Origin of the sequence: Flavonifractor sp., assembly GCF_019422385.1 — a bacterium.
Taxonomy (GTDB): Bacteria; Bacillota; Clostridia; order Oscillospirales; family Oscillospiraceae; genus Flavonifractor; species Flavonifractor avistercoris.
Genome location: NZ_JAHZDL010000070.1, coordinates 1 through 13,766, shown reverse-complemented (window position 1 = coordinate 13,766; position 13,766 = coordinate 1). Strand labels below are relative to the sequence as shown.

The following is a 13,766-nucleotide window of genomic DNA, read 5'->3' as shown; positions in this document are numbered from 1 at the left end:
GTACTCCATAAGGCCCCTGTCGTGAGGCAGGGGTGAAGCAAGGTGGTACCACGAAGCGGAAAGCTCTCGTCCTTGAAATTGATTCAAGGGCGTTTTTTTGTGCTCTGATTTGGGAAAACCACCTCACACGAGGAACATGAAAAGGAGAAATGCAACATGAAGAAGCTCGTCTCTCTGCTCCTGTCCGGCGCTCTGGCCGTCGGCCTGCTGGCCGGCTGCGGCGGCGGCACCGGCACCTCCCAGACCCCTGCCGGAAACTCCGAGAGCCCCGCCGCCTCCACCGAGACCGGCTCCCTGGAGGGCACCACCCTGAAGGTGGGCGCCACCCCCGCCCCCCACGCCGAGATCCTGGAGGTCGTGGTGCCCATCCTGGCTGAGCAGGGCATCACCCTGGAGATCGTCCAGTACAACGACTACGTCCAGCCCAACAACGCCGTGGAGGACGGCTCCCTGGACGCCAACTACTTCCAGCACATCACCTACATGAACGACTTCAATGATCAGAACGGCACCCACCTGGTCAGCGCCGCCGAGGTTCACTACGAGCCCATGAGCCTGTATGCCGGCAAGGTGTCCAGCCTGGACGAGCTGCCCGACGGCGCCCTCATCGGCGTGCCCAACGACGCCACCAACGAGGCCCGGGCCCTGCTGGTGCTCCAGCAGGAGGGCCTGATCACCCTGCGGGAGGGCGCCGGCATCACCGCCACCATCAACGACATCGTGGACAACCCCAAGAACCTCCAGTTCTCTGAGATGGAGGCCGCCCAGCTGCCCCTCCGCCTGGCCGATCTGGACATGGCTGTGATCAACGGCAACTACGCCATTGACGCCGGCCTGTCCATGGACGATGCCCTGGCCACCGAGTCCGCCGACGGCGAGGCCGCCCAGGCCTACGTCAACGTGCTGGCCGTCAAGGAGGGCCGGGAGACTGACCCCGCCATCCAGGCCCTGGCCGCCGCCCTGTGCAGCGACGAGGTCAAGGCCTATATTGAGGAGAACTACAACGGCGCCGTGGTCGCCGTGTTCTAAAAAGCATCCGGAAAACAGACAGCGCCCGGCACACATCGGTGTGCCGGGCGCTGTTTTGCCTCTGTTCGTGCTTGCGGCGCGCCTAGGGCTTGTTTGAAAATTGGCGATGTGTCCAGCGGCGAAGGATTTTGGGCCGCTGGCAAGCAATTTTTTCGCAGGAATCCTGACGGATTTCAAGGAAAAATTGCGCCGTCCAGGGGGCAAAAGGCCCGCCGATTGGGCATGTTGACATGTTTCAAACATGCCCGAGGCCCATAAAGCGTTATGGCTGCGGCAGGGGCTCCACCGACCGGACGGTGAGGGTGCCCCCCTCCACGGTGAAGCGGACATTCACCCCGGCGAAGTCCAGGCCGTACACCCGCGCCGGATCGTGCTGGTAGGAGGGCCGGGGATCCCGGGCCAGCACCCCTGTGAGGGCCCCACGCTTGTCCGCCGGCACCCGCTCCAGCAGCGCCGCCGGGAAGTCTACCGCCAGCGTCCTTCCGCCGGTGTTGCCGGTGAAGCCGCCGCTGGCCTCGGGATGGCAGTCGGCGTAGGGCACGTAGGGCTTGATGTCCAGGATGGGGGTGGAGTCCATGAGATCCGCCCCCGCCACCACCAGCACGTGGCCCAGCTCCGGATCCCGCTCGATGCCCAGCAGGCGCACGCAGGACAGGCCGACGGGGTTGGGCCGGAAGGGGGAGCGGGTGGCGAACACCCCCATGCGGGCGTTGCCCCCCAGCCGGGGGGGCCGGACGGTGGGAGACCAGCCCTCCCGCACCGCCTGGGAGAACTGCCAGATCAGCCAGATGTGGGAGAAGTCCTCCAGCCCCCGCAGGGCGTCGGGATTGCGGTACTCCGGCTCAAAGACCACCCGGGCCCGCAGCTCCTCCACCAGGCCGCTCTGCCGGGGTATGCCGAACTTGGTGGGAAAGTCGCTGCGGATGCGGGCGATGATTTCCATGGGGATCATGGCGTTCCCTCCTGCTTCCGCTTCGCCTTTTCCAGGGCGGCGGCCACCGCCTTGGAGGGGGCGGCGCGGTTGTTGGCCTTGAGGATGGCGGCAATCTGGCCGGTGACCTGCTCCACCTCAGCCCTGAAGGTGGAGGCGGACAGGCGCAGGGCCCCGTGGCCCAGGATGATCAGCTGCTCCGCCCCGTCGGAGGTGGCCACCCGCACCCGGTGGTGCCTCCCGATCTCGTAGGTGGCCCGCTCGATGTAGGCGTCCGCCGTCTCCGCCTCCTTGGTGTACACCACATAGATGTTGTGGTAGCGGGTGACGTCCTGGACGTTTCGGGGCACCTTGTAGGCGTCGAACACCAGGATCACCACGTTCTTTTTGAAGCCCTGGTAGTTGCTCAGAATGTCCATCAGCATCTGCCGGGCCGCGTCCAGGTTCTCCCTGGCCACTTCCTTCAGCTCGTCCCAGGCAAAGACGATGTTGTACCCGTCCACCAGCAGGTACTCCGGCCCCCTGTCCTGGGCCTTGATGCTGTACTTCTTGTCGTCCAGGCTGGTGCGGGCGGGCCTGGGCTGTGGGCGGAAGGCGTTACGCTCCACTTTTCCGTAGGTGCGCTCGAAGATGGCCTGGAGCTCCTTGTCCTGCTCCAGCGACCCGGCGTAGGACTGGGGCCGGGGCCGGGGCGGGGCGGCCTCCTCCTCCGGAGGCTCCTCCCCCAGGCGGAGGCCGCTGTCCACATGGGCGTGGGCCTTCACCTCGTCCCACTTCACGTTGTACCCCGCCCCGTGGGCGCAGAACACCGAGCCGGGCGGGTTCTCCACGTCCCGCTCCGGGTCGTAGCCCATGGCGGCCACCACCTCGTCCTGGTTGTGACAGGGGGCGTACCCCCCGCTGGTGCAGGACAGCCGTCCCCGGCCCCGGGTGTAGGCGGCCACCTCCCGGCCGTAGTCCCGCAGCTGTTCCACCGGGGCGGAGCCGGTGAGCACCGCCATGTCCCCCGCCGTCTCCGGCGGCTCCACCCGGCCGTGCATCCGCTGCAGGTCGGACAGGGCCCGGCCCACCTGTTCGGCAGGCACCTCCAGCCGGAAATTGTACCAGGGCTCCAGCAGAATGCTCTCCGCCTCCATGAGGCCCTGGCGCACCGCCCGGTAGGTGGCCTGCCGGAAGTCGCCCCCCTCGGTGTGCTTCTGGTGGGCCCTCCCCGCCACCAGGGTGATACGCATATCCGTGATGGGCGAGCCGGTGAGCACCCCGGGGTGGGAGCGCTCGGCCAGGTGGGTGAGCACCAGCCGCTGCCAGTTGATGTCCAGCATGTCCTGGGGGCAGGCGGAGGTGAGCACCAGCCCGCTGCCCCGGGGCAGGGGCTCCATCAGCAGGTGCACCTCGGCATAGTGGCGCAGGGGTTCGTAGTGGCCCACGCCCTCCACCGCCCCGGCGATGGTCTCCCGGTAGACGATGCCCCCCTGGCCGAAGGACACCTCCATGCCGAACCGCTCGGCGATCAGGCGCTGGAGGATCTCCAGCTGCACCTCCCCCATGAGCTGCACGTGGAGCTCCCCCAGCCGCTCGTTCCACACCAGGTGGAGCTGGGGATCCTCCTCCTCCAACTGCCGCAGCTTCTGGAGGGCGGTGTGGGGATCCTGCCCGGCGGGGAGCACCACCTGATAGGTGAGCACCGGCTCCAGGGCGGGGGGCAGAGCCTCCGCCTCCGCCCCCAGGCCCTCCCCGGCCGCGGTGGCGCTCAGGCCGGTGACGGCGCACACCGTCCCCGCCGCCGCCTCGTCCACTGCCTGGAACTTGGCGCCGGAGTAGATGCGGAGCTGATCCACCTTCTCCTCCCAGCCGGGGCCGGACAGCAGAGCCTTGACCTTCAAAGAGCCGCCGGTGATCTTCATCCAGGTGAGCCGCGCCCCCTGGCTGTCCCGGGAGATCTTGAACACCCGGGCGGCGAAGTCGGGGCCGTACCGGGGCCGGGGGGCGTAGTGCTCCAGCCTCTGGAGGAACTCCGCCACCCCCTCCAGCTTCAGGGCCGAGCCGAACCAGCAGGGGAAGAGCTTGCGCCGGGCGATCAGGGCGGTGAGGGCGCCGTCGTCCAGGGCCCCGTCCTCCAGGTAGCGCTCCAGCGCGTCCTCGTCGCAGACGGCGGCCTGCTCCTGTATCTGCTCCGCCGGGGCGGCAAAGTCCACGCACCCCTCGTCCAGCCTGCTTTTCAGCTCGGAGAGCAGGGCGTCCCTGTCCGCCCCGGCCAGATCCATCTTGTTGATAAAGAGAAAGGTGGGCACCCCGTACCGCTCCAGCAGCTTCCACAGGGTGTGGGTGTGGCCCTGCACCCCGTCGGTGCCGCTGATGACCAGAATGGCGCAGTCCAGCACCTGGAGGGTGCGCTCCATCTCGGCGGAGAAGTCGGCGTGGCCGGGGGTGTCCAGTAAGGTGAGCTCCGCCCCCTCCAGGGGGAGGATGGCCTGCTTGGAGAAGATGGTGATCCCCCGCTCCCGCTCCATGGGATCCGTGTCCAGAAAGGCGTCCTTATGGTCCACCCGCCCCAGCTTTTTCAGCCGCCCGCAGGTGTAGAGCAGCCCCTCGGACAGGGTGGTCTTGCCCGCGTCCACGTGGGCCAGGATGCCGATTACCAGTTTGTCCATGTATCGCAGTCCTTTGCGTTGGAGTGTACAATCAGATCTAGTATAGCATGTACCGTCTGTGCGGGGCAAATAATTTCTGACCGGAGGCCCGCCTGCGCGGCGGGTGACCACAGGCCGCCTCTACGGATCATTACCACAACCGCCAAAGTTTTTCAGTGGCATGGCACCGACGGCGGCCCGGCGGGCCAGGCCGGTACAGCGTAACAGCCATCAGGGCTTGCAGGGTAATCCCGATGCGTGCCACCCAAGGCGCGGCAGCGCCCGTTACGAAACTGCCTGAAAAACTTGCGGCAATTCGGGCCCGGTCTTTGCCCTGTCCGTACAGCCCACCGCCGCCATGAGCCTCCGTACTGGGGGCGCCGGGGGCACTCCCCCGGCCCCTTCTTTTTCCCCATTTCTTTGGGAAGAAATGGGGACGCCCGCCGCGCAGGCGCGCCCCGCGAGGGGGCACCCTCCATGAGCGGGCGACCACAGGTCGCCCCTGCGGGCCTGGCGGTTGACACGCGCGCCGGGGTCGTCGCGCGCCACGGGCCGGTGGTTCCGGGGCGGGCGGCGCGTCAAGGATGCCGCGCCCTGCAGGCGGTGTAAGTCGAAGATCGAAAAATTTTCGCCATCCGTGCAACAAACCGGCCCGCTCAGGGGTGTTATGGGCAGAAAGGGGGAGAGGCCATGGAACAAGAGGAGGCAAGAGCGGCGGTGGAGCGGTACGGCCCCATGGTGTACCGCCTGGCCCTGGCCCAGACCCACAGCGCCCACGACGCCGACGACGTGTTTCAGGAGGTGTTCCTCCGCTACGTGCGCAGGGCCCCCGATTTTACGGAGGAGGAGCACCGGAAGGCGTGGCTGCTGCGGGTGACGGCCAACTGCTGCAAGAAGCTCCGCGGCTCCTTCTGGAACAAGCACACCGTGGCCCTGTCGGAGGCCATCCCGGCCCAAAATGAGGGGGAGGGCGAGCTGCTGGAACTGCTGGACGCCCTGCCGGAGAAGTACCGATCGGTGCTCCACCTCTACTATTATGAGGGGTATGCCACCGACGAGATCGCGGCCCTCCTGGGCCGCAGGGCGGCGACGGTCCGCAGCCAGCTCTCCCGGGGACGGGCTCTGCTGCGGGACGCGTGGAAAGGAGCGGAAGACGTATGACGGAACAGGACTATCGCAGGCTCTTTGACCGGGTGTCCCCCGGGCCGGAGCTGGTGGGGCGCACCATAAAAGCCGCCGAAGGCGGCGTGCGCCCCCGGCGGCGGGCCCCTCTGCGGCGGCTGGCAGCGCTGGCGGCCTGTGTGGGTCTGGTGTTGGGGCTGTTCAACTATCAAGCCCTGGCCGCCGGGGCGGAGCGGGTGTTGCACTATTTCTTCGGCGTGGGTGCGGCGGAGCAGGAGGAATCCCTGCTGATCCAGGAGGAGGCCCTCAGCATGGAAAACAGGGAGAATCTGTTCTTGATCGAAGGCGCCTACCAGCGGGACGGACTGCTCACGGTCCCCTTGGACGTGCTCTCCCGGTCGGAGACGCCCGACCGGGTATGGGACCGGCAGAAGTTCCGCATGACTGTGTACGGCGCGGACGGAGAAAAGCTGCCCTGTGTGGTGCGTACCGCCGAAGGGGAGCTGACAGAGGTCGCGAATTCCGGGCGGGTCGAGGATTTTTCCCCGCTGGAGGGTTGGCTCTCGTGGCTGAGCCAGACCTATCTGCCCCAGGGCTACGCCAACGGCGGCAGCATGGCGTGTCTGATGAAGGTGCCGCAGGGGCAAACAGGTCCCTACACCTTTGAGGTGGAGGCCTACTCCATCAGCGACGGCTGGGGGGAGGTCCTCTGGAGCGGAACACTTGCGCTGGACACGCCCCAGGCCCTGGACTCCTTCCAGACCAGCTGGGAACTGGGAGAGGGCACCGTCACCGCTCTGGTAGCGGCCAACGGGCACAGTGTGGCCTTCTACGCCCGACTCGATCCGGAGCGGACAGAGTCTGGGGAGTATCTAGTCCAACTGGTTGTGCCCGAGGTGTGGTTTGTCGACGAGGAAGGCAACCGCTATCAGGGCTATATGCGCCGGTACACTCTAGCGGAGGAGTATCTGCCCGAGTTCCGTCTGGTGGGGGAGCCAGAGGGAGAGATCGTGGCTATCGAAGTGGAGCAGGTGGGGTACAGCATCGCCCGCACCACCCGACCGCTGGACAGCGATGAACGGCAGTATTACCCTGTCTATAAGGAGCTGGACTGGGTCATCTCCCTGTCCTGAGCCTAATTTTTCAAAAGAGGAAAATCCGCCGGTAAACCGGCGGATTTTCCTCTTTTACCGTTCCACTGCCGGGACTCATCTGGTTTCCGGCTGCTGTCCCACCCGCCAGGCCAGATAGGCGGCCCGGCCGGTCTCGTAGAGGTTGTTGCCCTGGCTGTCGATGACCACGGTGAGGGGGAGGTTCTCCACCTCCAGCTCCCGAACGGCCTCGGCCCCCAGATCCTCGTAGCACACCAGCTTGGCGGACTTGACGCACCGGCTGAGGAGGGCCCCCGCCCCGCCGATGGCCCCGAAGTACACCGCGCCGGTCTCCTGCATGGCCTGGATGACCTCCGGCCCCCGCCTGCCCTTGCCGATCATACCCAGCTGCCCCAGCCGGAGCAGGGTGGGGGAGTAGGCGTCCATACGGTAGCTGGTGGTGGGCCCGGCGGAACCGATGGCCTGCCCCGGCCGGGCGGGTGTGGGCCCCACGAAGTAGATCACGGCACCCTGGATGGGGAAGGGCATGGGCTTCCCCTCCGCCGCCAGGGCGCACAGCCGCTTGTGGGCCGCGTCCCGGGCGGTGTAGACGGTTCCGGACAGCAGCACGCTCTCCCCCGCCCGCAGGGAGGCGGCGGCCTCTTTCGTCAGGGGGGCGGTGATTTGCCTTGCCATACTACAACACCTCCGTCTGATGCCGGGCCACGTGGCAGTTGATGTTCACCGCGCAGGGCAGGCCGGCGATGTGGGTGGGCAGGGTCTCGATGTGCACCGCCAAGGCGGTGGTGCGGCCGCCGAAGCCCTGGGGCCCGATGCCCAGGGCGTTGATTTTGTCCAGCAGCTCGGACTCCAGCTCCGCGTAGAAGGGCTTTTGGTGGTGGCTGCCCATGTCCCGCAGCAGGGCCTTCTTGGCCAGCAGGGCGCACTGGTCGAAGGTGCCGCCGATGCCCACCCCCACCACGATGGGCGGGCAGGGGTTGGGGCCGGCCTGCTCCACCGTGTCCAGGATAAACTGCTTGACCCCCTCCACCCCGTCGGAGGGGCGGAGCATGGCGATGCGGCTCATGTTCTCGCTGCCGAAGCCCTTGGGGGCCACGGTGATTTTGATCCGGTCGCCGGGTACCAGCTCCACGTGGAGCATGGCGGGGGTGTTGTCCCCGGTGTTCACCCGATCCAGGGGGTCGGCCACCACCGACTTGCGCAGGTACCCGTCGGCGTAGCCCCGGCGCACCCCCTCGTCCACCGCCGCCCGGAGATCCCCGGTGATGTGGACGTCCTGCCCCACCTCCAGAAACACGCAGGCCATGCCCGTGTCCTGGCAGATGGGGGTGCCGCCCCCGATGGCGTCGTTTTCCAGGATGCGGTCCAGGATCTCCCGGGCCGCCGGCCAGTCCTCCGCCTCCCGGGCGGCGGCGATGGCCTGCGTCACATCCTCTGTCAGATGGGTGTTGGCCCGGATGCACAGCCGGGCCACCGCCTCGGTGACGGCCCCGGCGCTCAGTTCACGCATATTCCATACTCCCTTCCCGCGCCCCGTGTACCCCGGGGCGCGCTGTCCTGTCCGGCCGGTTGGGCTCACTCCGCCCCGCCGGCGGTGCGGTAGAGGCGGCAGGGCCGGCCGCCGGTGTCGTAGTTGACGGTGCTGACGGCCTCCCCCCGCTCCACCAGGTAGTTGACGTACCGGCGGACGGTGACGGCGGACAGGCCGGTGGCCCGGGACAGGGCCTCGCTGGGCAGGCCCTGGGGCGGTGCCTGGCGCAGGCAGGCCCGCACCTTCTCCAGGGTGCTCTCCTGGAGGCCCTTGGGGATCTGCCGCTCCCCCGCCGGGGCGGAGGAGAAGAGCCTGTCCAGAGCGCTCTGCGCCACCGTCTCCCCCGCCACCGCCTCCCGGTGGCGGCAGAAGGTGTCCAGGGCCTGCTGGAACCGCTCCACGGTGAAGGGCTTCACCAGGTAGTCCACCACCCCCATTTTCAGCAGGGTGTCCACGGTGGCGCCGTCGTTGGCGGCGGTGACCATGACCGCGTCGATGCCGATGCCCCGCCTCCGCAGCTCCCGCAGCAGCTCCGCCCCGGTGAGCAGGGGCATGTATACGTCCAGCACCGCCAGCTCCGCCGGGTTCTGCTCCAGCCACTCCAGGGCGGCGCGGCCGTCCTGGAAGGTCTGAACCACCCGGAAGCGGGGATCCCGCTCCACATAGGTGCGGTCCAGCAGGGCCACCATGGGGTCGTCCTCCACGATTACAACGCGGTACATGTCACTCACTCCTTGGCCGCCGGGGGCTTCTCCCGGCGGAAGCTGACGAAAATGGAGGTGCCCACCCCCTGCTCCGACTCCACCCGGATCTGGCCCCGGTAGGCGTCCACCACCTCCCGCACCAGGGACAGGCCGGTGCCCCGGCCGGCCCCCTTGGTGGAGGTACCCCGCTGGAAGAGCTTCCGCCGCATGCCGGCGGGGATGCCGGGGCCGGTGTCCTCCACGCACAGCAGCAGGCTGTCCGCCCCCTCCCGGATGCTGACGGAGATGGACTTGTCCACCCGCCGGGACTGGTTCAGGGCCTCAATGGCGTTCTCGATCAGGTTGCCCAGCACGGTGACGTAGGCGTCGGGGGACAGCCAGGCGCTGTCGGCGGACAGGGCGCTCTCCCGATCCAGGGTGAGGGAGATGCCCAGCTCGGCGGCCCGGCTGGTCTTGCCCACCAGCAGGGCGGCCACCGACGGCTCCCGGATCTGGTGCATGATGCGGCTCACCGCCTCCCGCTGGGTGCGGGTGGTGTCCATGATGTAGGCCTGGGCCTTCTCCGGCTCCCCGATCTGGAGCAGGCCCAGGATCACGTGGAGCTTGTTCATGAACTCATGGGTGTAGGCCCGCATGGCGTCCACCATGTGGCGCACGCCGGTGAGATCGTCGGCCAGGCGGGCCACCTCGGTGCGGTTGCGGAAGATCCCCACCGCCCCGGCCAGCTTCCCGTCCTCGTAGATGGGCACCCGGTCGGAGAGGATCTGCACCTCCCGCAGGGACTTCATGCTCACGTTGTACTCCGGCACCCCGGTGCGCAGGATCCGATCCAGGGTGGAGGCGGGGTAGACCGCGCGGAGGGGCCTGCCCACGGCGTCCGGCTTCAGGGAGAGCATCTGGGCGGCGGCGGCGTTGAAGAAGATCACCCGGGCCTCCTTGTCAATGGCCAGGATGCCCTCCTCCAGGGCCTCCAGGATGTCCTCCCGCTGGAGAAACCGGCGGGCGAAGGCATCGGGCTCATAGCCCAGCAGGGCGGTCTTGATGCGGCGGGACAGCCGCTGGGCCAGCAGGGCGGCCACCCCCGCCGCCAGCGCCCCCATGGCCAGCACCCGCAGCACGGTGGACAGGGTGACGCTGGCCAGGGAGCGCAGGTAGAGCCCCACCACCACGTAGCCGATGACCTGCCCCTCCCGGTTCCGGATGGGGGCATAGGCCGAGTGCTCCGAGCCCAGGGGGCCGGTCTCGTTGGAGGTGTAGGGCCCCTCCCCCGCCAGGGCCCGGTACTGGGCGTCGCCGGGGTAGCTACGCCCCACCATGGCGGAGTCGGGGGCATAGCGGAGGATGTTCTGCGTGTCCCCCACCAGGATCAGATCGATGTCGGAGGTGTTGGCCGTGGCCGCGTCCAGGAACTCCGCCAGCTCCGCCCGGGACGCCTCCCCCTCCAGGGCCTGGCGCAGCAGCGGGGACTGGGAGAGCACCGAGGCGGAGTTGACCAGGTTGTTGTCCAGGGCGGTCTGCTCCCCCTGCAGGGTGACAAAGAGGGTTCCCGCCAGGGTGATGGCCACCGAAACGGCCACAATGGCCAGGCTCAGCCGCAGGAGCTGGGCGCGGATGGAGCTGCGGGCCTGCTTGGACATGGGGGCGCCTCCTTCCTCCGGAATTCCGTGTGGGTCTAGTATACTCCACCGCCGGCCCCGCCGCAAGGGCGGGATCGCCCCCGTCGGCAGGGCTGCACAGTTATTTTCCAGAATTTAGGGTAACCTTTCGGCGCATCTCACAATTACGAAGCCGCCGCAGTATGTGCTATGGTCATCTCCGTTCGCCCCAGCGGCGGAGAGAAAGGGGAGTTTACCATGCCCCAGAACAAACGAGAGAGTCTGATCTACACGGTGCTGATGTGCTTTGTCATGGTGCTGTGGATGAGCCTTTACAACGCGGCCCTCCGGCACGGCGGACCGGGCCTGCCGGCACTCACCGCCGGGTGGCTGGGCTTCCCCTTCGCCTATGTGTTCGCCATGTGCTGCGACTGGTTCCTGGTGTCCCGGCTGGCCAAGGGCTTCGCCTTCCGCTTCCTGGTCAGGCCCCGGGACAGCGCGTTGAAAAAGGTGCTCTGCATCTCCTGCTGCATGGTGGTGCCCATGGTGCTGCTCATGAGCCTGTACGGCGCCTGCGAGGGGGCGGTGCACACCGGCGCCTGGGGCAGCGTGCCCCTGGCGTGGCTGGTCAACATCCCCCGCAATTTTATCATGGCCCTGCCCTTCCAGCTGCTCATTGCCGGCCCGCTGGTGCGGAAGGTGTTCCGCGCCGTCTTCCCCGAGGGCACGGTTGCGGCGTGAGTGTTTTCGAAAGTTTTTTTACTTTCGAAAGGCTTCCCAAATCCGGCAAAGGGGCGTAGGATAGCCCACGCGAAATCGAGGTGATGTGTGTTTGCTGGAAGCATTCAAGGAATCTCTGGTCAGTGAGCTGGGCAACAAGACCGCCTTCACCATCCCGGTGCTGGGCGGCATCCCGGTGGCCGACTCGGTGGTGGTGTCGTGGATCATCATGGCGCTGCTGACGGTGCTCTCCCTGGTGCTGACCCGGAAGCTGAGCGTGCGCAGCCCCGGCAGGGTGCAGGCCGCGCTGGAGTGGGCGGTGCAGTTCCTCAACGGCTTTGTCAAGACCAACATCGGCAGCCGCTGGCGGCCCTTCGCCCCCTGGCTGGGCACCGTGGCCCTGTACATCGGCCTGTCCAACCTCATCGGCATCTTCGGCCTGACGCCCCCCACCAAGGACATCAGCGTCACCACCGCCCTGGCGGTGCTGAGCATGCTGCTCATCTACGGGGCCCAGTTCCGGTACAACGGGCTGCTGGGCGGGCTGAAAAAGTTTGCAGAGCCCATGCCCCTGCTGCTGCCCATCAACCTGATGGAGGTGGTCATCCGGCCCCTGGCCCTGTGCATGCGTCTGTTCGGCAACATCCTGGGCGCCTACATCATCATGGAGATGCTCAAGTTCGTGGCGCCGGCGGTGCTGCCCGCCGTGTTCAGTATCTACTTCGACCTGTTCGACGGCCTGATCCAGACCGTGGTCTTTGTGTTCCTCACCACGCTCTTCACCGGCGAGGGCATCAAGGAAGAGGAGTAAATCCCACCGAGCAAAGAAATCTGAGGAGGAAATCACTATGAACATCGCTATCATCGCTGCGGCTATCGCCGTCTTCACCGGCATCGGCGCCGGCATCGGCATCGGCTTCGCCACCGGCAAGGCCAGCGAGGCCATCGCCCGCCAGCCCGAGGCCTCCGGCAAGATCAACAGCGCCCTGCTGCTGGGCTGCGCCCTGGCCGAGGGTACCGCCATCTTCGGCTTCATCACCGCGCTGCTGATCATCTTCGTGGGTTAAAGGGGGCGGCCCCAGTGCTGGAATTCAGCCCCTCCACCATTTTCTTTACCATACTCAACCTGCTGGTGCTCTACTTCATCCTGCGCAAGCTCCTCTTCGGCCGGATCAACGCCGTGCTGGAGCAGCGGGCCAAGCTGGTGCAGGAGGAGATCTCCTCCGCTGAGGCCAAGCACCAGCAGGCCCAGGCCCTCCGGGACGAGTACGAGGGCAGGCTCACCGACGCCCGGCAGGAGGCCGCCAAGATCGTGGCCGAGGCCCAGAACCGGGGGCAGCGGGCCTACGAGGCCAGGCTGGCCCAGGCCGAGGACGACGCCCGGCGGGTGCAGGCCGAGGCGGAGAGCCGGCTCGCCACCGAGCGGGAGAACATGCTCCGGGGCGCCCGGAACGAGGTGGCCTCCCTGGCCCTGCTGGCCGCCGCCAAGGCGGCCCAGACCGCCCTGAACGCGGACAGCGACCGGGCCCTGGTGGACGCCTTCCTGGCGGAAGTGGGTGAGCCCCATGAGTGAGCTGACCCGCCGCTACGCCCAGGCCCTCTATCAGGTGTGCCCCGACGAGGACGGCCTGCGGGAGACCGCAGGGGCCCTGATGGGGGACGCCGCGCTGTGGGAGGCGCTGACCTCCCCGGCGGTGGAGCCGGAGGCGAAGGGCCGGGTGCTGGCCCGGCTGCCCGCCCTGGACGGCCACGGCCTGCTGCTGCGGTTCTACCGCCTGCTGGCCTCCAAGGGCCGCATGGCCCTGCTGCCCGCGATCCTGGAGGATTTCCACGGCGCGGCCCTGGCCGACCGGGGCTGCGCCCGGTGCGTGATCACCTGCGCCCGGGCCCCCGGGGAGGAGGAGCTGAACAAGCTCCGCACCGCCCTGTGCCGGCTCCACCACAAGAAGGACATCCAGTTCGACGTCCGGGTGGAGCCGGCGCTGCTGGGGGGCTTCACCCTGGACATCGAGGGCGTCACCTATGACAAGAGCGTCCGGGGGGCGCTGCGCCGCCTGGGGCGGCAGCTGGAAGAGAGGCGAATGGCATGACAAAGACCAGACCGGAGGAGATTGTCTCCATCCTGCGGGAGGAGATCTCCGATTACGATACCAAAGTCCGCCGGGACGAGACCGGCACCGTCCTGGAGGTGGGCGACGGCATCGCCACCGTCTACGGCCTGGACAAGGCGGTGTACGGCGAGCTGGTGGAGCTGGACACCGGCGTGACGGGCATGGTGATGAACCTGTCCCGGGACAGCGTGGGCGTGGTGCTGCTGGGCAGCGAGGCCGGCGTGAAGGAGGGCACCGTGGTGCGCCGCACCGGCCGGGCCGCCGACGTGCCCGTGGGCGAC

General features: G+C 67.7%; 14 protein-coding genes and 1 pseudogene. 9 read left to right on the top strand and 6 right to left on the bottom strand.

Translation table 11 applies throughout. The features are described 5' to 3' along the window. Nucleotides 1–156: 156 nt before the first annotated feature. A complete protein-coding gene (locus QZ378_RS09645) occupies nucleotides 157–1,029 on the top strand; it encodes a MetQ/NlpA family ABC transporter substrate-binding protein (protein WP_291258111.1) in 873 nt (290 codons plus the stop codon). A 262-nt stretch (nucleotides 1,030–1,291) separates the two neighbouring features. Here QZ378_RS09645 and tsaA read toward each other — a convergent pair whose 3' ends face one another. Then, nucleotides 1,292–1,981 carry a tRNA (N6-threonylcarbamoyladenosine(37)-N6)-methyltransferase TrmO gene (gene tsaA, locus QZ378_RS09640; RefSeq protein ID WP_291258110.1) on the bottom strand — a complete coding sequence of 230 codons (690 nt, stop codon included), beginning with the start codon at nucleotides 1,979–1,981 and terminating at the stop codon, nucleotides 1,292–1,294. Beyond that, a complete protein-coding gene (locus tag QZ378_RS09635; protein ID WP_291258109.1) occupies nucleotides 1,978–4,611 on the bottom strand; it encodes a translation factor GTPase family protein in 2,634 nt (877 codons plus the stop codon). The genes tsaA and QZ378_RS09635 overlap by 4 nt, the downstream gene beginning before the upstream one ends. A 669-nt stretch (nucleotides 4,612–5,280) precedes the next feature. On the opposite strand from QZ378_RS09635, the gene QZ378_RS09630 reads away from it, so the two are divergent. Continuing rightward, entirely contained in the window at nucleotides 5,281–5,751 is a 471-nt protein-coding gene (locus QZ378_RS09630; protein ID WP_291258108.1) for a sigma-70 family RNA polymerase sigma factor, read from the top strand. Beyond that, nucleotides 5,748–6,845 carry an RNA polymerase subunit sigma-70 gene (locus tag QZ378_RS09625; protein WP_291258107.1) on the top strand — a complete coding sequence of 366 codons (1,098 nt, stop codon included), beginning with the start codon at nucleotides 5,748–5,750 and terminating at the stop codon, nucleotides 6,843–6,845. Before QZ378_RS09630 ends, QZ378_RS09625 begins: the two co-directional genes overlap by 4 nt. 75 nt (nucleotides 6,846–6,920) lie before the next feature. Here QZ378_RS09625 and QZ378_RS09620 read toward each other — a convergent pair whose 3' ends face one another. The 4 genes from QZ378_RS09620 to QZ378_RS09605 all read right to left on the bottom strand — a co-directional run bounded on the left by QZ378_RS09620 (nucleotide 6,921) and on the right by QZ378_RS09605 (nucleotide 10,696). Next, complete coding sequence (locus QZ378_RS09620) at nucleotides 6,921–7,499, bottom strand: Fe-S-containing hydro-lyase (RefSeq protein ID WP_291258106.1); 579 nt, start codon at nucleotides 7,497–7,499, stop codon at nucleotides 6,921–6,923. 1 nt (nucleotide 7,500) lies between these two features. After that, the gene (locus tag QZ378_RS09615) at nucleotides 7,501–8,334 is read right to left on the bottom strand and encodes a fumarate hydratase (RefSeq protein WP_291258105.1); all 834 of its coding nucleotides are present in this window, start codon (nucleotides 8,332–8,334) and stop codon (nucleotides 7,501–7,503) included. A gap of 65 nt (nucleotides 8,335–8,399) precedes the next feature. After that, nucleotides 8,400–9,077: a response regulator gene (locus QZ378_RS09610; RefSeq protein WP_291258104.1), complete on the bottom strand. Its 678-nt coding sequence runs from the start codon at nucleotides 9,075–9,077 to the stop codon at nucleotides 8,400–8,402. A 5-nt stretch (nucleotides 9,078–9,082) separates the two neighbouring features. Then, entirely contained in the window at nucleotides 9,083–10,696 is a 1,614-nt protein-coding gene (locus QZ378_RS09605; protein WP_291258103.1) for a sensor histidine kinase, read from the bottom strand. Between the two features lie 216 nt (nucleotides 10,697–10,912). Between QZ378_RS09605 and QZ378_RS09600 the strand changes: the two genes are divergently transcribed. The 6 genes and pseudogenes from QZ378_RS09600 to QZ378_RS09575 all read left to right on the top strand — a co-directional run. Beyond that, nucleotides 10,913–11,395, top strand: coding sequence for a DUF2798 domain-containing protein (locus tag QZ378_RS09600; protein WP_191529413.1), 483 nt, complete (start codon nucleotides 10,913–10,915; stop codon nucleotides 11,393–11,395). 94 nt (nucleotides 11,396–11,489) lie between these two features. Next, nucleotides 11,490–12,185 (top strand): F0F1 ATP synthase subunit A, encoded by a 696-nt coding sequence (locus QZ378_RS09595; protein WP_191379517.1) that lies wholly within the window; start codon nucleotides 11,490–11,492, stop codon nucleotides 12,183–12,185. A 37-nt stretch (nucleotides 12,186–12,222) separates the two neighbouring features. Next, complete coding sequence (gene atpE, locus QZ378_RS09590; protein WP_087240142.1) at nucleotides 12,223–12,441, top strand: ATP synthase F0 subunit C; 219 nt, start codon at nucleotides 12,223–12,225, stop codon at nucleotides 12,439–12,441. Nucleotides 12,442–12,455: 14 nt separating this feature from the next. Further along, on the top strand, nucleotides 12,456–12,947 hold the full coding sequence (gene atpF, locus QZ378_RS09585) for a F0F1 ATP synthase subunit B (RefSeq protein ID WP_191379494.1): 492 nt from the start codon (nucleotides 12,456–12,458) through the stop codon (nucleotides 12,945–12,947). Continuing rightward, nucleotides 12,940–13,464, top strand: coding sequence for an ATP synthase F1 subunit delta (atpH, locus tag QZ378_RS09580; RefSeq protein ID WP_291258102.1), 525 nt, complete (start codon nucleotides 12,940–12,942; stop codon nucleotides 13,462–13,464). The genes atpF and atpH overlap by 8 nt, the downstream gene beginning before the upstream one ends. Next, nucleotides 13,461–13,766, top strand: a pseudogene (locus QZ378_RS09575) (F0F1 ATP synthase subunit alpha); the annotation flags it as partial. The gene atpH and the pseudogene QZ378_RS09575, both read left to right, overlap by 4 nt.

Bases quoted from the DNA above. Each gene is read 5' to 3' on its own strand.
- QZ378_RS09645 (WP_291258111.1), top strand. From the start codon at position 157: ATGAAGAAGCTCGTCTCTCTGCTCCTGTCCGGCGCTCTGGCCGTCGGC.
- tsaA (WP_291258110.1), bottom strand. From the start codon at position 1,981: ATGATCCCCATGGAAATCATCGCCCGCATCCGCAGCGACTTTCCCACC.
- QZ378_RS09635 (WP_291258109.1), bottom strand. From the start codon at position 4,611: ATGGACAAACTGGTAATCGGCATCCTGGCCCACGTGGACGCGGGCAAG.
- QZ378_RS09630 (WP_291258108.1), top strand. From the start codon at position 5,281: ATGGAACAAGAGGAGGCAAGAGCGGCGGTGGAGCGGTACGGCCCCATG.
- QZ378_RS09625 (WP_291258107.1), top strand. From the start codon at position 5,748: ATGACGGAACAGGACTATCGCAGGCTCTTTGACCGGGTGTCCCCCGGG.
- QZ378_RS09620 (WP_291258106.1), bottom strand. From the start codon at position 7,499: ATGGCAAGGCAAATCACCGCCCCCCTGACGAAAGAGGCCGCCGCCTCC.
- QZ378_RS09615 (WP_291258105.1), bottom strand. From the start codon at position 8,334: ATGCGTGAACTGAGCGCCGGGGCCGTCACCGAGGCGGTGGCCCGGCTG.
- QZ378_RS09610 (WP_291258104.1), bottom strand. From the start codon at position 9,077: ATGTACCGCGTTGTAATCGTGGAGGACGACCCCATGGTGGCCCTGCTG.
- QZ378_RS09605 (WP_291258103.1), bottom strand. From the start codon at position 10,696: ATGTCCAAGCAGGCCCGCAGCTCCATCCGCGCCCAGCTCCTGCGGCTG.
- QZ378_RS09600 (WP_191529413.1), top strand. From the start codon at position 10,913: ATGCCCCAGAACAAACGAGAGAGTCTGATCTACACGGTGCTGATGTGC.
- atpE (WP_087240142.1), top strand. From the start codon at position 12,223: ATGAACATCGCTATCATCGCTGCGGCTATCGCCGTCTTCACCGGCATC.
- atpH (WP_291258102.1), top strand. From the start codon at position 12,940: ATGAGTGAGCTGACCCGCCGCTACGCCCAGGCCCTCTATCAGGTGTGC.